This is a genomic window from Corallococcus sp. RDP092CA (genome assembly GCF_041903675.1).
Lineage (GTDB): Bacteria > Myxococcota > Myxococcia > Myxococcales > Myxococcaceae > Corallococcus.
Genome location: NZ_JAYESI010000032.1, coordinates 38,383 through 59,552 on the forward strand (window position 1 = coordinate 38,383; position 21,170 = coordinate 59,552).

General features: G+C 69.4%; 14 protein-coding genes and 2 tRNA genes. 9 read left to right on the forward strand and 7 right to left on the reverse strand.

Annotated features, from left to right (window positions below; translation table 11 throughout):
• Window position 1: 1 nt before the first annotated feature.
• From U8525_RS27600 to U8525_RS27625, 6 genes are all read right to left on the reverse strand, one after another.
• The gene (locus tag U8525_RS27600; protein ID WP_374269623.1) at window positions 2-2,845 is read right to left on the reverse strand and encodes a helicase-related protein; all 2,844 of its coding nucleotides are present in this window, start codon (window positions 2,843-2,845) and stop codon (window positions 2-4) included.
• On the reverse strand, window positions 2,842-8,178 hold the full coding sequence (locus tag U8525_RS27605) for a DEAD/DEAH box helicase (protein WP_374269625.1): 5,337 nt from the start codon (window positions 8,176-8,178) through the stop codon (window positions 2,842-2,844). The genes U8525_RS27600 and U8525_RS27605 overlap by 4 nt, the downstream gene beginning before the upstream one ends.
• A gap of 11 nt (window positions 8,179-8,189) precedes the next feature.
• Entirely contained in the window at window positions 8,190-8,417 is a 228-nt protein-coding gene (locus U8525_RS27610) for a helix-turn-helix domain-containing protein (protein WP_374269626.1), read from the reverse strand.
• A 120-nt stretch (window positions 8,418-8,537) separates the two neighbouring features.
• On the reverse strand, window positions 8,538-8,876 hold the full coding sequence (locus U8525_RS27615; protein WP_374269627.1) for a hypothetical protein: 339 nt from the start codon (window positions 8,874-8,876) through the stop codon (window positions 8,538-8,540).
• 106 nt (window positions 8,877-8,982) lie between these two features.
• Window positions 8,983-9,055, reverse strand: a tRNA-Glu gene (locus U8525_RS27620).
• A gap of 12 nt (window positions 9,056-9,067) precedes the next feature.
• A tRNA-Lys gene (locus tag U8525_RS27625) sits at window positions 9,068-9,140 on the reverse strand.
• A 188-nt stretch (window positions 9,141-9,328) separates the two neighbouring features.
• Between U8525_RS27625 and greB the strand changes: the two genes are divergently transcribed.
• The 5 genes from greB (at window position 9,329) to U8525_RS27650 (ending at window position 13,578) form a co-directional block, all read left to right on the forward strand.
• A complete protein-coding gene (gene greB, locus U8525_RS27630) occupies window positions 9,329-9,865 on the forward strand; it encodes a transcription elongation factor GreB (protein ID WP_374269628.1) in 537 nt (178 codons plus the stop codon).
• 10 nt (window positions 9,866-9,875) lie between these two features.
• Window positions 9,876-10,871, forward strand: coding sequence for a deacetylase (locus tag U8525_RS27635; RefSeq protein ID WP_374269630.1), 996 nt, complete (start codon window positions 9,876-9,878; stop codon window positions 10,869-10,871).
• 186 nt (window positions 10,872-11,057) lie between these two features.
• Window positions 11,058-12,377: a PhoH family protein gene (locus U8525_RS27640; protein WP_223645156.1), complete on the forward strand. Its 1,320-nt coding sequence runs from the start codon at window positions 11,058-11,060 to the stop codon at window positions 12,375-12,377.
• Between the two features lie 34 nt (window positions 12,378-12,411).
• Window positions 12,412-12,729 (forward strand): YbeD family protein, encoded by a 318-nt coding sequence (locus U8525_RS27645; protein ID WP_374269632.1) that lies wholly within the window; start codon window positions 12,412-12,414, stop codon window positions 12,727-12,729.
• 87 nt (window positions 12,730-12,816) lie between these two features.
• A complete protein-coding gene (locus tag U8525_RS27650; RefSeq protein WP_374269634.1) occupies window positions 12,817-13,578 on the forward strand; it encodes a cyclopropane-fatty-acyl-phospholipid synthase family protein in 762 nt (253 codons plus the stop codon).
• A gap of 71 nt (window positions 13,579-13,649) precedes the next feature.
• Here U8525_RS27650 and U8525_RS27655 read toward each other — a convergent pair whose 3' ends face one another.
• Window positions 13,650-14,738, reverse strand: coding sequence for a diacylglycerol kinase family protein (locus U8525_RS27655; protein ID WP_374269636.1), 1,089 nt, complete (start codon window positions 14,736-14,738; stop codon window positions 13,650-13,652).
• Window positions 14,739-15,144: 406 nt separating this feature from the next.
• On the opposite strand from U8525_RS27655, the gene dnaK reads away from it, so the two are divergent.
• The 4 genes from dnaK (at window position 15,145) to U8525_RS27675 (ending at window position 21,156) form a co-directional block, all read left to right on the forward strand.
• Complete coding sequence (gene dnaK, locus U8525_RS27660; protein WP_374269638.1) at window positions 15,145-17,058, forward strand: molecular chaperone DnaK; 1,914 nt, start codon at window positions 15,145-15,147, stop codon at window positions 17,056-17,058.
• A gap of 219 nt (window positions 17,059-17,277) precedes the next feature.
• A complete protein-coding gene (locus U8525_RS27665; protein WP_374269640.1) occupies window positions 17,278-18,135 on the forward strand; it encodes a hypothetical protein in 858 nt (285 codons plus the stop codon).
• Between the two features lie 27 nt (window positions 18,136-18,162).
• Window positions 18,163-18,570 (forward strand): thiol-disulfide oxidoreductase DCC family protein, encoded by a 408-nt coding sequence (locus U8525_RS27670; RefSeq protein ID WP_374269641.1) that lies wholly within the window; start codon window positions 18,163-18,165, stop codon window positions 18,568-18,570.
• Window positions 18,571-18,624: 54 nt separating this feature from the next.
• Window positions 18,625-21,156: an AAA family ATPase gene (locus U8525_RS27675; RefSeq protein ID WP_374269643.1), complete on the forward strand. Its 2,532-nt coding sequence runs from the start codon at window positions 18,625-18,627 to the stop codon at window positions 21,154-21,156.
• Window positions 21,157-21,170: the final 14 nt, after the last annotated feature.

The window sequence follows — 21,170 nt, forward strand, 5'->3', positions numbered from 1 at the left end:
TTCAGTCCACCTTCGGCAGCAGGACGAAAAGTCCGATGACGTCCGCAGGGAGTAGAGCCTTCACGCCGTAGCGGCCGAGGGCTTCGGCGGCTTCCCGCACACGACGATGGTCGGCGAGGAGAGCTTCCGCGCGTCGCTGGGCGAACGCATCAAGCTCCGGCAGGCGCGTCTGGAGCTGGCCGAGCGCCTGCGTGACCGCGCGCTCGCGCACGTGCGGGGGCGGGTCGGAAATGGGAACCGGCGACAACAACGCGAGCGCGTCGGGCCCTTCGAGTGGGATCGGAGCACCGGTCCACGCGATGGCGGTCGCCTCCTCGACGAGGAGCGTCTTCTGCTGATGTCCGCGCTGCGAGGTGAGCTGGTGACGCAGCCGAACGAGCGCGACGAGCGTGCGCGCCGTGATGCCGTCGGCGACCCAACAGCCGACGCGCCCGAGCACGCCCGGGTCGTTTACGTCGGAGATGGCGTCGCTGCCGAGGGTGCGTTCGAGCATCGTCTCGGCGAGGACCGAAACAAGCGGGTGGCTGCGCTGCACCGGACGGCAACGCGGTGCGGGCGGGTACTCGAAGTCGATGAGGAGCGAGCCTTCGAGCCCCTCGACCTCAAGGCGCTCGCGCACGTCCTCGGGGAGCGCGGTGAGCGGCGTCTTGAAGCCGCGATGCTTGCTGCTCCCCACGGGCTCCAGGGCCCCGCCCAGACGGGCCAGGGCGCGTCCCGTGAAGCGCTGCACGTCCTCCTTGCCACCGAGCGCGGCGAGGGATTTCTTCCACTCGGGGAGCACGTCCTCGGGCTTGAGGCGGCGCTGCGCGAAGACGGTGCGGTTCTTCTTCGCCTTTTCGGCGGCGTCCAACCAGCGCGTCTCAATGGCCTTGGCTTCCTCCATCTCGACGAACGAGAATGCCTGCTGCCGTTTGCTGTCGCGCTCGCGGTCGCGGAGCAAGACGGCCTTCATCAGCGCTTGGCTGAGCGTGTGCCCGTCGTCGGGCAGCGGCACCGGTACGCCCAGCTCCTCGCGGATCTTGTCCGCCTTCTTGAGAATGACCTCGAGCACCGCTCCGTCGACAGGGTTGTTCGCGCCGTAGATCAACGTGGCGCGTACGACGCCGCTCTTCTGGCCGAAGCGGTCGACGCGCCCTTCGCGCTGCTCGTGTCGCGTGGGGTTCCACGAGAGGTCGTAGTGGACGACCGCGTCGAAGTGGTCCTGGAGGTTCACGCCCTCCGAGAGGCAGTCGGTGGCGACGAGGATACGCTGCTCCGCGTCCCCGAGCAGCTCGACCTCCTCCTTGCGCTCGTCCGAGGTCAGCTCGCCGGTGACGACGCCGACCGTAACGTTCTTGATCTTCGCGCCGAGGTGCTGCCCGAGGTAGTGGGCCGTCGCGATGTAGCGGCAGAACACAACGGGGTTGAAGCCCTCCTTCACCAGCTCCGCGACGTGGTCGGTGAGGAGCTTGAGCTTCGGATCTCCTGCCTGACCCGCGAGTTCTTCGGCCTGCGCGATGAGCGCAGCAAGCGCCTTGTCGTCGGAGGCAGCGGGCGGCTCGACGTCGTCGTCCGGGAGCGCGTCGGCGGCGCCGTCGAACACGCGTGCTTCGACGTCGTCCTCAGCCACTTCGTCTTCTAGGCCCGCGCGCGTACGCAGGGCCTGGACTGCGGCTGCAGGGCTCGACGCCACGCAGCGCATGAGCGCCAACGTGCCCCAGAAGTTGAGCCGCTGCTTCTTCGTGTCCTCGCCAGCCGCCGCGACGACGGAGGCGCAGTAGTCGAGGACGGCGTCGAAGAACTTCTCCCACGTACCGGTGAGCTTGTAAGTCAGCTCCTTCGTCTCGCGGCGCGGAAAGATGTTACCTTCCTTCCATTCGGCGATGTCCGGACGACGGCGCTGGACGAGGTGAGCCGCGAGGCGGTCACGAAGCTTCTTGTGCTCATCGCCCGCCGCGCCCGAGAGCGCGGTGAAGTCGGGGTGCAGAAGCCCGAGGAGCCGGAAGTATGCGTCCTCATCACCGCTGTGCGGCGTCGCCGTGAGCATCACGAGGTGGCGCGCCTTCTCGCTGACGAGTCCCTTCAGCAGCTCGTAGCGCTGGTGGCGCCCCTGGCCGGTCGACGCGCAGGTGTGCGCCTCGTCGACGATGACCAACTCGGGGCACGCGCGAAGAAACTCGGCGCGGCGCCGCTCGCTCTTGATGTAGTCGAGGCTGACGACCGTGTGCGGGTGCGTCGTGAAGATGCTCTCGCTCGGCGGGAGGTTGCGCTCGAGGCGGGCGGCACTCGCCGCTGTGACTGCGACGGGCCGGAGGTGGAAACGCCCCTCAAGCTCGGTCACCCACTGGTCCACGAGGTGCGGCGGGCAGAGCACCGCGAAGCGCTCGACGTCGCCGCGGTCGAGCAGCTCGCGCGCGATGAGCGCGGCCTCGATGGTCTTGCCGATGCCGACGTCGTCGGCGATGAGCAACCGGACCGGATCGAGCTTCAGCGCCATGAGCAACGGCACGAGCTGGTAGGCACGCGGCTCGATGGCGATCTGGCCGAAGCTGCGGAACGGCCCTGCGCCACGTCGAAGCGACAGCACGAGGGCGTCGCGTAGGAGCAGCGCCGCGTCGTGGCCGGCCTTCTGTGTGGGCTCGGGTTTCGGAAACGAGGCGTCGGCGATCGGCACCGCCTCAAGCGCCATGTGGATGTACGTCTGGTCCTCCTCGGAGCCCGATACCGGGCGCACCCGAAGCACCTCGGCGTCGCTGCCCGAGAGTACGATCCACTCTCGGCCGCGCGCGCGAACGAGGCTGCCGGGGCTCCATCGTGCTGCGGCGTGGGATGCGGGCGGTGTCGAGGTCGTAGCCGTCGTGCTCACGCCGGCCTCCCGAGGAGCTTCGCGAGGGTCGAGGTAGGACCGGCCCACACCGCTTCGCTCTCACCCAGGACCACGACTTCGAACCCCTTATTCTCCAGCTTGCTTGAAAGGTCGCTGCTCTCCGTGAAGATCGCGGCGACGTAGTGGCCTCGCCACACGAGTGCGACGGCCTGTCCATCAATCACAAGGGGCTCCGAGTCAGGTGAAGGAAGCTCGCGTCCGCGAGCGTAGGTGCACCACGCGGATGCGAGGTCGCCGTTGGCAGAGATGGGAGGCGGCTCCGCGGGCCGCCGCGTGACCGGCGCTGCGAGGCCCTCGAGCCTGCCGCGTGCGAGGCGCAGCAAGAGCGCGCGGGCGTCCTCGTCGCGGCGATCGAGTTGCTCATGGTCCGGCTGGTTGAAGTACGACATCACGCAGCGGTAACAGGCCGCGACACACGCGGTGCCGGGCTGGTCGACGAGCGTCGTCGCGACGGTTGGCAGGTCGTTCGACAGGTCGAAGTGCATGATCTCGAGCGCGCTCTTCGCCACCTCGGCAAGGCGCTCGGGCTCGGCGACCAACCGTGTGAGGACACCGGCGCCACCTTCGGTCGCTTCGTAGAATAGGAAGCCCGTGCGCGCGTCGCGCTGGGGCATCGGCTCGGCGAGGATTTCGCCTTCCTCAAGCTGGAACACAGCATCAATGCCACGCAGCAGCGCGTGCTGCAGGGTGGTCAAGGTGACCTGCGAGAGTTCAGCGTCACTCGGCTGAAGGAGCAGCGCGTTCTTGCGGTCCTGCACGCTCGGGACGATCCACTGCCGGGGGGACGTGGTCGGATCGGAGGTCTCGTCGCCTTCGTCCTCGTTCTTCGCCCAGTATCCCGAAACCGGGTCCATCATGAACCCGAGCTGCGTGCGTTGCTTCCGGCGGCGCAGGCCCTTGTTCAGGCGCGTGATGGTGGCGCCCGGTCCGTACGCGAGCCGAGCGATCTCGCCGTCGTCGTCGAGGGCGACGCCCCGACGCACGTCGAGCGCGTAGTCGCGCGTGGCCCACTCGAACGTGGTCTGCAGCTCGAAGCCTTGGCGCTGGCGCTCCTCGTCGTTCGCAGTGATGCGCTCGGCAGGCTGTGTCGAGACGTTCTCGATGCGGTACGTGTGGTTGACGATCTCCGCGTCGCCGAGCGACGCGCTGCACGCGTGGCACATCGACACTTCGTCGGCCCAGTGGCCCGCACCGCACGCCTTGCAGATGCGGACCGTCTTCGTCGGGAGACGCACGTCCGTCGTGGCGCCCGCCTGATGGTTGAGCGACAGCATCGCCCGCACGACGCGGTACGCGCGTCCCTCGTGGTAGACGAGACTCCTCGGCCCGAACTCCGAGAGCGCGAGGAAGCGAGGCCGCTGCAAGTACGTCTGCCGCCCGCGTCCGTCGTTGGTCGCCGGGATGTACGCCATCAGCGGGAGGCGCGGGAAGTTGTAGCCCGGCAGGAAACCCTCGGTCGCGAGGTAGCGGTACGTGTTGAAGTCGCTCGACGGACTGTTCGAGTTTCGCGTGTTCGACTGCAGCAGGTTGAGCTGGTCGATGGCCTGCGCGTGGCGGCTTTGCGCGGCGCGCTTCTCGTTCTGCGGTGCGGAGTAGTCGTCCATCGTGCGGCGCGCGGCGTCGCGCTGCCGCTCGGCGGCGGCGAAGAGGTCGCGCCAGCGGTTGAAGGCCTGTTCGAATCGCCTGAGCGCGCGCTCCACGACCTCGTCGGCGAAGACGTCCCGGCCCGGGTACCAAGGCGCGAGCGCGGGCGAAAGGTCCTCCTCAAGCAGGTTGAGGACACGCTGGATTCGACGACGGGCTTCGTCGGCCACCTTCGGGAGCGCCATCGGCTCCTTCACTTCTTTCTTGAGCGGGCGCCCCGTCTCCGCGAGCACGAGCAGCTCGGCAATCGACGGTTCGAGCGGCAGCTCCGTGCAGGCAAGCCAGACTGCCGAGAGGTGGCTCTCGACGAGGTCGCGGTTCGCGAGGTCGAGGAGCGGCGGGCGAACCTCGCCATGTACCATCGCCTTGGGGTCGCGGAAGAAGTACTGGTCGTGCGGGCTCTGCGAGGAACTGTACGTCAGCACCAGCGCGGCCTGTCCGCTGCGGCCCGCGCGACCGCTGCGCTGCGCGTAGTTCGCGGGCGTCGGCGGGACGTTGCGCAGGTATACGGCGTTCAGCGCCGAGATGTCGACGCCGAGTTCCATCGTCGGCGAGCAGAAGAGAACGGGCAGGAAGCGGTTGGCCTCGCCGATCTCGCGGAGGTGCTTCTCGTTGGAGCCGAGCTCTTCGCGCTCCTTCGCGCCGAAGCGGAAGCGCTTCTCGCGCACCGCGCGCTTCTCGCCGTCGACCTGTGCGGTGTGCTCACGCGCCTCGAATCCGAAGAGCGGGTGGACGGGCTTGCGCAGCGTGGCCGCGAGGTTGGCGTAGAAGTCGCGGAAGAACGCGTCTTCGTTCGGGTGGTTCGGGTCGATGACGGGCGTGCCGCGCTTGAAGAGCACGCAGGCGTCGTTCAGGCGGAAGCCGGTCTGGTCGCCGAACGGCGTGACCTCCTCGGACACGAGCCCGTGGGTGACGGCGGCCTTGAGCAGCGCCTCGATGAGCGCGTCGAAGTGCTTAGAGTTGAGCGCGCGCACCGCCGCGGGCTCCGACCAGAGCTTGCGCCCATCGGGCTCCTTCGACGTTCGCGTGCCGCGCGACGACTTCAGGAGCTTTCCGAGCGAGCTGCGCGAGCCGCCGCGAACGATGAGATCCTCGTCGCGCAGGCTGGTGTCCTTGCGTGGCGGCGGCGAGATGAGCAGCCAGCGTGCCTTGCGCGGCTTCTCGTCGTTGCCGAAGCCCCAGGGGGCACGGAGGCGGCTGTGGGACTTCTGCAGCATCTGCTCAATGACCGTCGGGTCGAGCACCTGGCTGCGGATCGCCATCCACTTCCGCAGATGATCGAAGACCTCCATGTAGACCGCCTTGCGCACGGCGGGCGACGCGAGCCGCAGGACGTCGGGCGCGGCCGCGAACAGCTCCTCGTCCGAGGCCAAGTCGTCGATGCCGAGGTACTCGACGTCGACCAGCCCGAGCTGCTCAAGGTTCGGGTTCGTGTACCGCCAGCCGCGACGTTGATCGAACCACACGCGGTACGAGAGCACCTGCCGGAGCGCGCTCTCGGCCTCCTGCAGGTTGAAGCCCTTGAGCGACGGCTCAAGGAGCCACTCGCTGCGCAACTCCGGCGCGGGGCGGTCGAATCCGAGCGCTCGCTGCTGAGCGGCGCCGAGCTCATCGCTGCGCAGCCCCTTGTCGCCTACCATGTCAAGTGCGCCGAGAAAGGCGGCGCGGATGACGCTCACGAACAGGAAGTCGTTGAAGTGACCCGACTGGAGCGCGGCGTCCTGGCGGTTGTCGGTGAAGCCGAGCAGCTTCCTCGTGTGCGTCGGGAGGCCCGAGTCCTTCCCGTGCATCCACCGGAGCGCGCTTGAGACGAGCACCGTGGTCGCTGAACTTCGGCCTTCCGCCGAGAGCGACGCGAGGCGCGTGCGATCGCGGGCCGACGTGCTGTGCGTCGCCCCGCAGCGAAGGCAGAACCGGAAGCGGCCAGGGATAAACCATGCCTTCGCGCCGGAGCCCACCTTGCCGTTCGGGGCGACGATGACTTCGCGAGCGCGCGCCCTGCGGTAGTGGTTCTTGATGCGCGGGTTGCCGGCGGCGTCGAAGTCGAGCCAGGTCTCGGGGTAGTCCTCGTCGCGGTCGTCGAACGTGAACTCGGTGTCGCGCGCGTGCAGCGTGATGAAACCGAAGACCTCGCGATCGGGCGACTCCTCGTCCTCGCCCTCTGGCTCGTCGTCGTCCGACCTCGCCGGGGCGGCGTCGTCGATGTCGCGCGCGAGGAACCTCCGCTCGCCGTCCTCCGAGACGAAGCGGACCGGATGGTACTCGTGCCCGCATTCGCGGCAGAAGTGTACCGGGTAGAGCCGCTTGTCGGGATCGCCGGGCAGGTACTGCTGCCCCTCCACCGTGACCATCCGTTTGCCCGGAGGCTCGAAGGTCGCGAAGGCATGGCCGGCGCCCGAGATGAACTGGTGCAGCTTGAAGGCGAAGAAGCTCCGATGGGACGCCGACTCGTTGCCCGTGCGGTCTGCCTCGGGGAGGCTCGACACGAGGAGCAACGTGCGGAGCGCGTCCTTGCACGCCTGTTCGTCACGCCCTGCCTCGGCGGCAAGCTCGCGCGCGGCCTCATCGAGCGTTCGCGGGCGAGCACGGTGCCACGCAGGGTTCGCGTCCGTCGTGGTGATGCCGAGGCGCGTCTCGGTCCAGATGGCGAGCGGATGGTTGCGGAGCGCGTCGTCGGTTATGTTCGACGGGATACCAGCGTCGATGGCCGGGCCGAGCGCGCTTCTTACCGACTCGGCGCGTTTCGACTTGTCGGTGACGCGTTCGAGCTCCTCGATGATGACGTGGCTCGGATCGACCGCCGTCGAGAACAGCTTGGACGCTACATTGGCGACGACCTCCTGCTTGTTCCGCGCGGTGCCCTCGCTGGCCATCGTTGCCGACGTGCCGATGCACTGGAGCTTCTCGGGGGACAGGCGCTCGCGGACGCGGCGCACGAGCAGCGCGACGTCGGCACCCTGGCGGCCTCGGTACGTGTGCAGCTCGTCGAGCACCAGGAAGCGCAGTCCCTGGCAGTTGCCGATCACCTTGCGATCGAGCTCGTCCTGCCGGGTCATCAGCAGCTCGAGCATCATGAAGTTGGTCAGCAGGATATCGGGCGGGTTGTCGGCGATGCTTCGCCGCTTCTCGTTGTCCTCCTGTCCCGTGTAGCGCGCGAAGGTGATGGGCTTTTCGCCCTGGACGTTCGCGACGAACTTGTCGAGCTCCTCAAGCTGGCTGTTGGCCAGCGCGTTCATCGGGTAGATGATGATCGCCCGCGTGCGGCGAGCGGCGCTCGCGCGCTTCTCGGCGAGCACGGCGCTCACGATCGGGATGAAGAAGCAGAGCGACTTGCCCGAGCCCGTGCCCGTCGTGACGACGTAGCTCTCGCCCTGCGAGGCGAGGACGACGGCCTGCTCTTGGTGCTTGTAGAGGGAGAGCGGCGCTCCGTCGGCACGGAAGACGTCGGCAGTGCGCGGGTCGAGAGCGCCGTTCGCAATGAGCGTCTCAAGGTTCAGCCCGCGCTTGTAGCTCGGGTTGATCTGTAGGAGCGGGTCCGGCCAGAAGCGCCCCTCCGAGTAGATGGCCTCGACCTGCGCGCGGATGTCCTCCGCGTGGATGGTCGTGAACGAGGTCGCGAACTTCCGGTACTCGCCGACGATCGAGTCGCGCAGCAAGAAGACGTCCATGCTCTTTCCACTCACGACCGCCTCCTCTTGGCCTTCGGGGGCTTTTGGGAGGCGGGCTTCTCGCCGCCATCCGCACCCCCAGCGCGGACCCACTCGTCGACTTCGGAGAGCTTGGACTTCCAGAGTCGGCCGATCTTGTGAGCTGGCAGATCTCGGGCCTCGATCCAGCGGTAGATCGAGTCCTGCGCCACTCCCAAGTGTTTCGCGACCTCGTCCACCGAGGACCAGGGCTCCGTCATCTCAAGTTGCTCCATGGGCACACGAGTGCCCATGCGACGGTATTTCACGGAGGGGGGCGTCGAGAAGAGCGGGAGAGGGTCGGACAGGATCGGTTTGGGGCCAGCGCCCCGTGGGTACCGTCAGACCTCGGCTTCGGCGGCAAGATACTGGAACGACTGGGGCGGCGTCGGAGAGCCTGAGACGTCCTCGATGTTCTTCGGCTTGGCGTACCGCTTGGGGTTTTTGACCGCGATCGCCATCGCGTGCTCACGGCCGTCGAGGTAGCTGTCGAAGAACGCGCGCGTGATGCCCGAGTCGAACACGTTGTGCTCGGTGAGGTCGGCGCGGGTCAGTCGCTTCTTGAGCGCCGCGTTGTAGGTGAACCGGATCAGCGTCGGGTACCGGCGGTTCGCCCAGAACCCGCGCAGCTCTTGCTCGGTGCTTAGACGGGGAGGGGAGGGGCAATTTCTGAAGGCCATTTCCGTACGTAATCCGTACGTAATCGACCGAACTTCAGTGAACTCCCCTGAACGGTTCAGCCCCGTAAGTACCCTGTGTTTCCGGGTACTTACGGGGCTGTTCCAGTGTCCCCGACGGGATTCGAACCCGTGTTACCGGCTTGAAAGGCCAGCGTCCTGGGCCTCTAGACGACGGGGACGTCGTCACGGCTTGAGTCGCGGGGGGCTCGAACCCCCGACCCTCGGCTTAAAAGGCCGGTGCTCTACCAGCTGAGCTAGCGACTCGCTATTCTTTTTTGGGCAACGACCGCGGATCCGCCAGCGCCTCCGCGAGGCGCTTCCTACCAGCAGCGCCCGGGGAGTTCCACTGGCGATCGCAGTCGCCCCGTTCTGACACGCTCCGGCCCGACCCACGGTGAACATCCGCCCGCCGGTTCCCGCCACACGTCAGCGTCCGGCGCTATACACGGAGCATGTCCCAGGACGTCTCCGAACCGCCCGACACCCCCGAGGACGAAGAGGCAGGCGAGCAGGCCCCGCTCCGCCGCTACCTCACCCGCACGGGCGCCGAGCGCATGCACCGCGAGCTGCTCCAACTCATCAACGAGGCCCGCCCCAAGGTCACCGCCGAGGTCTCCGCCGCCGCCGCCCAGGGCGACCGTTCAGAAAACGCCGAATACATCTACGGCAAGAAGCGCCTGCGGGAGATCGACCGGCGCATCCGCTTCCTCCAGAAGCGCCTGGACACCGCCACCATCGTCACCCCCTCGGAACAGGGCGACCGCTCGAAAGTCTACTTCGGCGCCACCGTCACCCTGGAGGACGAGGACGGAAACCGCAGCACGTACCAGATTGTGGGTTCGGACGAGATCGACGCCTCCGGAGGCCGCATCAGCGTCGAGTCCCCCATGGGGCGCGCACTCCTGCGCAAGAGCCCGGGCGACGCCGTGGAGGTGCGGCGCCCTCGGGGTGAGATTGAGCTCACCCTGGTGGACATCCGCTACGACTAGGACACCCGCCATGCCCCGGACGCCAGAGCCCAGCCCCCATGCTCGCCGCACCTACGCGCGCCTGAGCAGCCTGGACCTGGCCGCGTCCGCGGCCGGGCCCCTGTCGCTCGACGACCTGGGCCTGGACTCCGGCGGTGACCGCGTGAGCCTGGCGTTCGGCACCTACAGCCGCGAGGGCCTGGCGCACGCCCTGAAGGCCTATGGCTTCACACGGCGGCTGGAAGAGCGCGTGGGCCCCGTGGAGCTGCGCCTGTCCTGCCAGGACCCGTTCCTGCCGCGCATCACGCTGCTGAGCCGCCGCTACCACTCGCCCGTCGTGGACCTGTCCCTGCGCCGGGCCCCGGGCTCGGAGGTGGGCTTCACCCACGCGGCCGCGGAGGCCCCGCTGCTCTACGTGGACAGCCTCCTGTTGCAGCACCCCGGCCGGCCCTTCGACTGGAACCGGCCGCCGCTGCCCGGCCAGCTCCACCCCGGCCTCTCCCTGGCGCGCGACCTCCTGGAGCTGTTGCAGCTCATGGGCCGCCGCATCGGCGCGAAAGGCGTGGCGCTGATGCCCGCGACGTTCGCCGCCGCGTGCGTCTACGAGCCGCGCTTCACCTTCGTGGACGGCGCCGCGCAGGGGCACTTCAGCGCCCTTCGCCGCGCGGGCCGCGGCTGGCCCCGCTGGCTCCTGGCATGGGCGGTGGAGCTGGGCTGCATGCGGGACGCGCGAGGACAGCCGGCCCTCTTCAAGCCCACGCCGATGATCAGCCCCCTGTCGCGGCGGCTGGCCCGGCGGCTCGACACGCGCGGCTGGCACGAGGCCCGGCGCTCCCAGGCGAAGCAGGGGCTGTCCCTGGACGAGGAGGCGCTCCAGGCGCGCTTCCCCTGGGCCCGCATGCCCCCCGGCCCCCCGCCCGAGAGGCTGGTGGAGGTCCTCGGGTATGATCCGCTGGCGCCCGCGTCGCCGTACCAGGATGCCGGGGAGTTAGCGCCCGCTCCGCGGCGCACGGCCGCGACGTCCTGAGGGGCGCTGTAGCGTCCTGTTCCGTCGGAGAGGGCCGTGCTGTTTCGGACGGAGGCGCGCGCTTTCAGCCGGGAATGCGGCTGCTGCCCCCTCGTTCGGTGCCTATATTGTGCGGCGTCGGTCATCCTCGGTCGTCGCTCGCCGTCCGCAATCGCACCCGAACCACGTCAGGTCGCGAAGCCCTCGATGCGAAAGAACTTCATCCTCGACACGAACGTCCTCCTCCATGACCCCCGCAGCATCTACGGGTTCAAGGACAACAACGTCATCATCCCCATCTACGTCATCGAGGAGATCGATCAGTTCAAGCGCGACCTCTCCGAGCTGGGACGCAACGCGCGGCTGGTGGCGCGCTACCTGGATTCCTTCCGCGCCGAAGGCTCCTTGAAGGAGGGCGTCCCGCTGCCGCACGGCGGGATGCTCCGCGTGGCCTTCACCGACCGTTCGCTGCCGTCCTCGATGGCGGACAGCAACCTGGTGGACAACCGCATCCTCGCGGTGGCCCTGGACCTGATGGAGACCGAGCCGGACACCCAGGCCGTCTTCATCACCAAGGACACCAACCTGCGCATCCGCGCGGACGCCCTGGGCCTGTCCGCCCAGGACTTCGACACCGAGCGCGTCGAGATCACCGACCTCTACACGGGCTTCACGGAGCTGCTCGTCCCCACGGAGATGGTGGATCAGCTCTACAAGCCCGGCGGCGAGGTGGAGCTGCCGGCCCAGGACCGGCTCTTCCCCAACCAGCTCGTGCTGCTCAAGGACGAGCTCAACCCGTCCCACACCGCCATGGCCCGCTTCCACGGGACCAAGGCCCGGCTCGTGCCGCTCGCGCGCAACAGCAAGGAGGGCACCTGGGGCATCCGGCCGCGCAACATGGAGCAGGCCTTCTGCCTGGACCTGCTGCTCAACGACGACATCAAGCTCGTCACGATTGTCGGCAAGGCGGGCACGGGCAAGACGCTGCTCGCCATCGCCGCGGGCCTGCAGAAGGTGACGGAGGAGGGCCTGTACCACAAGCTGCTGGTCAGCCGTCCCATCTTCCCCCTGGGCCGGGACATCGGCTACCTGCCGGGCAGCGTCGAGGAGAAGCTCAACCCCTGGATGCAGCCCATCTTCGACAACGTCGAGTTCCTCATGAACCTGAGCCGCGCGGACAAGAAGGCCGGGCGCGGCCACCACGAGCTCATCGACCTGGGGCTGATGGAGATCGAGCCGCTCACGTACATCCGCGGGCGCAGCATCCCCAACCAGTTCATCATCGTGGACGAGGCGCAGAACCTCACCCCGCACGAGGTGAAGACCATCCTCACGCGCGTGGGCGACAACACGAAGATCATCCTCACCGGCGACCCGTTCCAGATCGACAACCCCTACGTGGACTCGACGAACAACGGGCTCGTCCACGTGGTCAACCGCTTCAAGAACGAGAAGATCGCCGGCCACATCACCATGGCCAAGGGCGAGCGCAGCATGCTGGCCGAGTTGGCGGCCAACCTGTTGTGAAGCGCCCACGGCCTGTGCCTGATAGAGACGAGTCATGACCCAGGACGGCACCGACAAGCCCGACACCCCCGGCGAGGAGAAGAAGCCCCTCGTCGAGTACCCCTCCGTCTACGAGTACAAGGTGATGGGCAGGGCGACGGTCGAGGAGACGCCCGACTTCGAGGAGCACGTGCGCTCGCTCTTCCGGCGGAAGCTGGGGACGGACGTGTCCCCGGACTCCATCCACGTGCAGCACAGCCGCAAGGGGAAGTTCGTGTCCCTGAGCGTGTCCGTGCTGCTCCTGTCCGAGGAGCAGCGCCGGGCCATCTACGCCGAGCTGCACCAGGACCCACGCATCGTCTACTACCTGTGAGGCAGGCGGTGCGGGGGCGGATGCCCCAGGGCGCCCGGAGCCCGCCGGCGGCTGGAAGTCCGGCCGGGGTGCGTATATGAGGGTGGAATGAGCCCCGCCGAGCATTTCCCGCTGTACCACCCGCCGGGGGCGCAGCGCGCGTTCGGATCCGACGACGCCACGCGCCGCTTCGCCAAGGTGGCCCAGCTCGAGCCGGGCTCCCGCGTGCTGGTGCTCGGCTGTGGCCCCGACGGCGGCGCCGCCATGCTGCTGGCCCAGGAGCTCAAGTGCTCCGTGGTGGCCGTGGACGTGGACGAGGCGCTGGTGTCCCCCGTCCGCGAGCGCGTCCGCGCCCAGGGCCTGTCGGACCGCGTCGAGGTGCGCCGCGTGGCGCCGGACGCGCTGGGCCTGCTGGATGGCCCCTTCCACGGCATCCTCGTGCCGGGGCGCGTGCAGTACCCCTTGGACGTGTCGCTGCGCGTGTTCCGCCCGCTGCTGGGCAAGCGCGGCCGCGTGGGCTTCACCTTCCCGGCGCGCGTGGGCCGCTTCACGCCCAAGTCCGTCCTGGACTTCTGGGAGAACCGCCTGGGCGCGCCGCTCCTCCTGCCGCGCGAGCTGCTCCAGGCCCTGGAGGCCGCCGGCTTCGAGCCGGAGTCCGTGGAGTCGCTGCACGACACGGAGCTGGACGCGTTCTACAAGGAGCTGGAGGCGCACCTGCCGGAAGGTGACGCGCCGGAGAGCGCCGCCTTGCGCGAGGAGCTCGCCCTGCACCGTGAGCACAACCAGCGGCCGGGCGTCAGCTACGCGTTCGCCGTGGGCCGGCGCAAGGAGCCGGGCGAGAAGCCCCCGGCGTCGCGCGACCGCGGCTAGGGCTCGCGTCGGGGCTGCTTCGTGAAGCGTGGGGGAGGGCCGGAGGCTTCGGGCCCTTCGAGCGCCGGAAGCTACTGCACGCCGTTGAAGTCGAGCAGCTCGATGGACTCGGGCGCCACCGACAGCGTGACCTGCTCGCGGTAGCCGGCCGCGTCGCCGCCGATCTGGAAGGGCATGGGGCGCGCGAAGCGGATGGTGACCTCGCGGGCGTGGAAGTCGTGGAGGCCTTCCGGGGACCAGCGGCCGTTCCACAGGCGGGGCAGGTTGGCCAGCACCTGCGTGGGCGTCACCTGGCCCAGGCGCAGCTGCAGGAAGCCCCGGCGGTCATTCGCGTGGGGGAACATGCGGAAGCCGTAGCCGTAGAAGGGCATGGTGCCCGCGGCCGCCATCATCAGCTTGCCCCGGAAGAGCAGCGCGCCCGGCGCGAGCGGCGCGCCCTCGGCCTGCCCCTCCGCGCCCAGGCGCCAGGCCTCCGACGGGCCGTTGACCACCTCGCACTCCACCTGCACGGAGCTGGTGAGGTAGTGCGGCACCGTCTTGAAGGCCACCGCGGAGAAGTAGCCGCCACCGCCGGACATGACCCGCTTGAACATGCCCTTGCCCAGCGACTCCTTCACGGAGATGTAGTCGTTGAGCACCTTGCCATCCACGCCCAGGCCCGCGAAGGGCGCGCGCTGGCCGTCCACCTGCACCAGGTCCATGGTGCGCACGCCCGGGACCTCCGCCGCGCGGGCGCGCACCACGTCGTTGAGGATGCCGTCGCCCCGCGTGCTGGACGCGTTGACGAACGCCGCGATGCCGTTGCCCGTGCCCAGCTTGAGGATGCCGAAGCGCGGCGCGGCCTGGCCGGCGAACTTCCCGCGCGGGCCCACCTGGTGCAGCACCTCGTTGACGAAGCCCATGAAGGTGCCGTCGCCGCCGCCGGTGAAGACCGTGGGGTAGCCCCGCTCCAGCACCGTCTGCGCGATGCGCCGCGCGTCCAGCGGCGAGCGAGACAGGAACAGGTCCTCCTCCGGCACCACGTGCGACAGCAGCTTGACCACCCGGGCGTCCACCTTGCGGGCGTTCGCGTTCAGCAGCACCGCGACCTTCGGCTCGGCGGACGGGAGCGCCGCGGGGGAGCGGCGGAAGTCCGTGGAACGCAGGGGCTGGACCAGCATGGACGACTCCAAAAGGGGCGGGGAGCGGTATGACAGCGATGACGCGGTTCGGACTGTGCACTTTTCTCGCCAACCCCTGACGCGGGGTGTCAGGCGGACAGGTTGAAGTGATTCCGAGGGGTTGAACGGTCCGCTGGTGTCCAAAATGCCCGCCCGGTTGCTACCCCGAGGTGACGGCGGTGTAGAGCGCGTTACGCACCCGTGGCGCGTGGATGGCGTTCCAGTGACGGGCGGCCTGCCAGGGCTGCGCACTGCGCTACGCAGCGGGCGTCATCACCTTTGCGCTGGGTGCCCGGGCCTACGGGGAAACCCGCCCTCGCGTTTGACACGCCAGGGGGGGTGGTTACGTTGGGCATACATCGGGATTTCGTAGGAAAAACGCAGTAATTTCCAGAGGATGGGAACCGTGGGCAAGATTATCGGAATCGACCTGGGCACCACGAACAGCGTGGTGGCGATCATGGAGGGTCGCGAGCCCAAGGTCATCGTCAACGAAGAGGGAGCCCCCACGACGCCTTCGGTGGTCGCGTTCACAAAGGACGGGGAGCGCCTGGTCGGCCAGGTGGCGAAGCGCCAGGCCATCACCAACCCGGAGCAGACCGTCTACTCGGTGAAGCGCTTCATGGGCCGCCGCGCCGAGGAGACGACCGAGGAGGCGAAGCTCGTCCCCTACAAGGTCGTGAAGGGCCCCAACGGCGACGCGCGCGTGGAGATCGCCGGCAAGCAGTACAGCGCGCCGGAGATCAGCGCGCAGGTGCTCCTGAAGCTCAAGCGCGCCGCGGAGAACTACCTGGGTGAGAAGGTGACGGAGGCGGTCATCACCGTCCCTGCGTACTTCAACGACGCCCAGCGCCAGGCCACCAAGGACGCCGGTGAGATCGCCGGCCTCAACGTGCGCCGCATCGTGAACGAGCCCACCGCGGCCGCGCTCGCGTACGGCATGGACAAGAAGAAGGATGAGAAGATCGCCGTCTACGACTTCGGCGGCGGCACCTTCGACGTGTCCATCCTGGAGGTGGGCGAGAGCGTCGTGGACGTGCTCGCGACCAACGGCGACACGCACCTGGGCGGCGACAACATCGACCTGGAGATCATGAACTGGCTGATCAGCGAGTTCAAGAAGGACACCGGGCTCGACGTCAGCAAGGACAAGATGGTCATCCAGCGCCTGAAGGAGGCGGCGGAGAAGGCCAAGATCGAGCTGTCCAGCGCGACGCAGACGGAGATCAACCTGCCGTTCCTCACGGCGGACGCCTCCGGTCCGAAGCACCTGAACGTGAAGCTCACGCGCGCCAAGTTCGAGCAGATGATTGGCCCGCTGGTGGAGCGCTCGCTGGAGCCGTGCCGCAAGTGCCTGAAGGACGCGGGGCTGGACCCCAAGGACCTCAACGAGGTCGTGCTGGTGGGCGGCACCACGCGCATCCCCATGGTGCAGGAGGCGGTGAAGAAGCTGTTCGGCAAGGAGCCCAACCGCTCCGTGAACCCGGACGAGGTCGTGGCGGTGGGCGCCGCGGTGCAGGCGGGCGTGCTCTCCGGCGAGGTGAAGGACATCCTCCTGCTGGACGTGACGCCGCTGTCGCTGGGCGTGGAGACGCTGGGCGGCGTGATGACGAAGCTCATCGAGCGCAACACCACCATCCCCACGCGCAAGTCGGAGACCTTCTCCACGGCGGCGGATGGCCAGACGCAGGTGGAGATCCACGTGCTGCAGGGTGAGCGCGAGATGGCGAGCGACAACCGCAGCCTCGGCCGCTTCCACCTGACGGGCATGCCCCCGGCGCCGCGCGGCGTGCCGCAGATCGAGGTGACGTTCGACATCGACGCGAACGGCATCCTCAACGTCAGCGCGAAGGACAAGGCGACCGGCAAGGAGCAGAAGGTCCAGATCACCCACTCGTCCGGCCTGTCGAAGGACGAGGTCAGCAAGATGGTGGAGGACGCGCGCAGCAACGAGGCCGCGGACAAGGCGCGCCGCGAGCTGGTCGAGGTGAAGAACCAGGCGGAGAGCCAGGCCTACGCCGCGGAGAAGATGCTCAACGAGAACAAGGAGAAGCTCTCCGCTGACTCGGCGAAGGCCCTGGAGGAAGGGGTCGCGGAGCTGAACCGCGTGCGCGAGGGGCAGGACAAGGACGCCATCAAGGCGGCCCTCGAGAAGCTCCAGCAGGCCAGCTACAAGGTGGCCGAGGAGATGTACCGGGCCACCGGCGGCGCGCCGGGCGCCACGCCTCCTCCGGGCGCCGAGCCCTCCGCGGCTCCGGGCTCCAGCGCCCAGCCGTCCGCGAAGGACGACGTGGTGGACGCCGAGTTCCGCCAGTCGTAAGGCCGTGAGCCTCCCGCCGCGCGGCGGGGGCTGAAGTCCCAAGGGCCGGTGCTCCGACGGGGGGCGCCGGCCTTCTTCTTTCTCCGCGCCGGTGGACGGGTGTGCCGGACGCGGGATGAGGGGCGGGAGCAACCCCGCGGATTCACGCGGGACGCGCGTGGCGGAGTCGCTGCAAGGGGCGGGTGGGTTCCTCGCAGTCCACCTCGAAGGTGTTCCGCCATGTCCCGCATCGACTCCCCGTTGTCCGGCCTGCTCCCCGACCTCGCCGCCCCCGAGGGCGCCTCCCTTCCCCTGGCCCCGCGCGCGGAGGTGCCTTCACGGGCGTCGGCCGCGCCGGCCAACTCCGTGGAGGTGTTTCGGGGGACGGGCGGGCCGGCCCCGGCGCCCACGCGGGCGCCGCCGGTGGCGCCCCGGGCGCGGGAGGGCAACGGCTTCGACTTCGGCGTGGGGGGCGCGTTCCCTCCGAAGCCCACGGGCTCCCTGATGGAGCAGCTGAAGCAGGGGGCGCGGCTCTTGGAGCAGACGCAGGTCGCCGCCTTCAGCGTGACGTTGGACAAGGGCCCGGCGATGGATGCCTACGCGCGCACCCTGCTGGCGGGCCTGGACCCGAGCCCGCCCATCGCGGGCGCACCCACGGCGCTCACCGACTACACCAGCACCCTTCCGGGCGTGTCCGCGAAGGAGGCCTTCGAGGCCTTCGTCAGCAACCCGGAGCTGCTCTTCGGCGCGGCGGGCATCTCGCTGCGGCCGGCGGCGAGCGCGCTGACGGACGGCGCCCGGCTGTTCCTGGAGGAGGCGGGGCCGCCGCCGGTGTGGGCCCCCATCACCGTGAAGCTCAACGAGACGGAGCGCGTCGTCCACATCACCACCCTGGACGGCCACCCGCTGCGCGGCACCAATCAGTTCGTCTTCGACGATGATGGCGGCGGAGGCACCCGCATCCGACAGTACTCGGCCTTCCAGGGCAGCTCTCCGGCGACGTCGGTGGGGCTCGCACTGATGGACCCCATCGAACGGCAACACGACATCTGGCGCAGCGTCCACGGACAACTGCATGAGATGCTCAGGCCGCGTTGACATACTGTGCCCACGGGAAGGTGACGCATGACGACGCTCCACACGACGCCGCCGGGACATGACGTGGTCCTCTACGACAGCCACTGCCGCGTGTGCAGCGGCGCGGCGCGGGAGATGCGCAAGCTGGTGGGGGGGCAGGGCACCCAGCTGCTGTCGTTCCGCGACGAGGGCGTCCTGGACGCCTTCCCGGGGGTGAGCTTCGAGCGCTGTGAGAAGGCCATGCAGCTCATCCAGGCGGACGGCCGGGTCCTGGAGGGCGCGGAGGCCATCGTCCGCGCGCTGGGCCGGCGGCCGTTGGGGCGGCTGCTCTACGTGTACTACGTCCCGGGGCTGCGGCAGCTGGCGGACGCGGTGTATGGCGTCGTCGCCCGCTACCGCTTCCGCATCGCGGGTCGCAACTGCCCCGACGGGGCCTGCGCGGTGCACTTCAAATAGGGGGAGGGGCGCGGATAGCATGCGGCCTCCCCCGCATCCTCCTCTGGCCCTTTCGTGACCTCGCCTTCTCCCAACCTGCTGGCCGCCCAGTCCTTTCGCCGCTTCTTCGGAGAGCTGAGGGAGACGTACCTGGAGCGGGAATCGCTGTTCACGCAGATTGAGCTGGCGCTGCTCTGCCGCGAGCACGTGCTGGTGGTGGGGCCGCCCGGGACGGCGAAGAGCGCGGTCGCCAGCGCCGTCCTGGGGCGCATCACCGACGAGGTCTCCGGGCTGCCGTCGCTGTTCTCCAAGCAGATCGCGGAGACGACGCTGCAGACGGACCTCATCGGACCGGTGGACTTCAAGGTCCTCACGGAGACGGGGCGCACGGAGTACCTCACCGACGAGGGCATGCTGGGCGCGGTGCACGCGTTCCTGGACGAGGTCTTCGACGGCCGGGACATGCTGCTGCGCTCCATCCTCAACGTGATGTACGAGCGCGAGCTGAAGCACGGCCACAAGGTGACGGCCGGCCGCACCGAGTGCGTGGTGATGACCAGCAACCGGTACCTCACGGAGGTGCTCGCGCGCTCGCCGGAGCTGCTCCTGGCGTTCGCGGACCGGCTGAGCTTCATCAGCTTCGTGCCCAAGGCCTTCGCCCGGCGGGAGAGCCGGGCCGCCATGCTGCACCGCTTCGTGCACGGGACGCGGCCGGAGCTGCGCGCCACGCTGACGCTCCAGCAACTGGACGTGCTCCAGGACGCGGTGGCCCAGGTGAAGGTGCCCGGCCACGTGCTGGAGGGCGTGGAGATGCTCACGGACGCGCTGGAGCGCGCGCTCGTGGCGCAGGTGTCGAAGCTGCCGGACTACGTGCCCACGAAGTACTTCTCCCAGCGCTCGGTGGTGAAGGCGCTCTGGACGCTGAAGGCGGCGGTGGTGCGCGATCAGATCTACCGCCGTCCGGACCGGCCGCTCGAGGCGACGGTGGAGGACCTGGACGCGCTGCGCTGGTTCTTCCTCCTGGGCGGTCCGCCCGCGGCGGAGGTGGACGCGCTGCTCAAGACGGCGGTGGACCCGCGCGAGCGGGCGCAGCTGGAGATCGTTCGGCTGGAGCAGCGCACCTTCGACGAGGTGCTGGGCAAGGTGCGCCAGGAGCTGGGCGGCGGCGTGGAGCGCGAGGCGACGACGCTCGCGGCCGCCGACGACGTGAACGCCGCGGAGGGCCTGAGCCGCAACTGGCAGGCGGGCGTGGTGTCCACCACCGCGCGCGCCGTGCTGGGCAAGCTGGTGCCCGGGCCGCGCCACGCCCAGAACCGGGCGCCGCTGCTGGCGGCGGCGCGCGCGTTGGTGGCTGCCCTGGAGCAGCGGCTGTCGCGCGGCATGACGGCGGGGCAGGGGGAGGGGCGCGGCGGGGTGGCGCTGCTCATCGCCATCCGTGACGTCCTGGAGCTGAGCCGGGCCGTGCCGGAGCTGCGGCCGGGCTACCCCGCGCTGTGCGAGGCGGCCGCGCGCTTCCTCGCGCAGGCGCTGGAGCTGAGCGCGTCCGCGGCGGAGGGGCTCGCGTTCGAGGACAGCGTGAAGATGGAGTGGCTCGTCGGCCTCGCGGAGAACCTGGAGGAGGAGCTGGGTGTGATGGGCTCGCTGGCGGCGATGCTCGGCGAGGCGGTGCCAGCCCTCCAGGAGCGGCTGCGCGACGCGGACCGGGACACGCGCCGCCGGGTGGTGGCCGCGCTCCGGCGCCGGGTCTCCGCGGCGTTCCCCGCGCAGTCGCCGCGGGGCCGCAAGGATCCGCTGGACGCGCTGTCCGCGGACTCGCGGCGCCTCACCCAGCTGGAGAACGCGCTGACGGCGCTGGACCCCTCGCAGGCGGGGTTGAAGCAGGAGCTGCTCCGGCCGCTGAGCCTGGCGTACGCGCGCGAGGTGCTGGGGGCGACCCCGTTCGAGCGCATCGAGCAGTACGGCCGCGCGGTGCAGGCGGTGGCGGAGAACCTGCGGCGCGAGGGCGTGACGGCGGAGCCGGTGCTCGCCGAGTGCCGGGACCTGATGGAGAACCGCCTCCGGGAGCACGCCCGCGTGCTGTCGCGCGAGGTGGCCAGCCCGCCTCCGGCGCCCAGCGCCGTGCTCAACGGCGACGCGTACACCTACTACCGGGGCGAGCTGTCCGCGCAGGCCCCCGACGGTGAGCTGTCCGCGCTCGTGGGCCTGGACGGCCAGCTGATGGCGGCGCGTCCCCCGACCGCGTCCTCGTTCCTCTCCGACACGGTGCGCGCGGCGGTGGCCGAGGCGGAGCTGTCCTTCCTCCTGTCGCGCATCAAGTACCTGCGCAGCTGGCTCACCCAGCTGCTGACCGCGCTGCCCGCGCCCGAGGCGCTCCACGGCCGCGCCGAAGCGGAGCGCACCTTCGAGCGGCTGGTGCGCAGCCGCTTCCCCCAGCTCACCCTCAAGGAGGGCGAGCTGGTGCGGCTCAAGGCCACGCTGGGCATGCTGGAGGCGCTGCCGGGCGAGCTGGGAGAGCGCGCGCGGAAGCTGTCCGCCCAGCTTCGCGGCATCGACGAGGACTTCGGGCACTTCAGCCGGCAGGTGCTGGAGCGGCGGACCGAGCAGTGAGGGGCCGGGGCTCG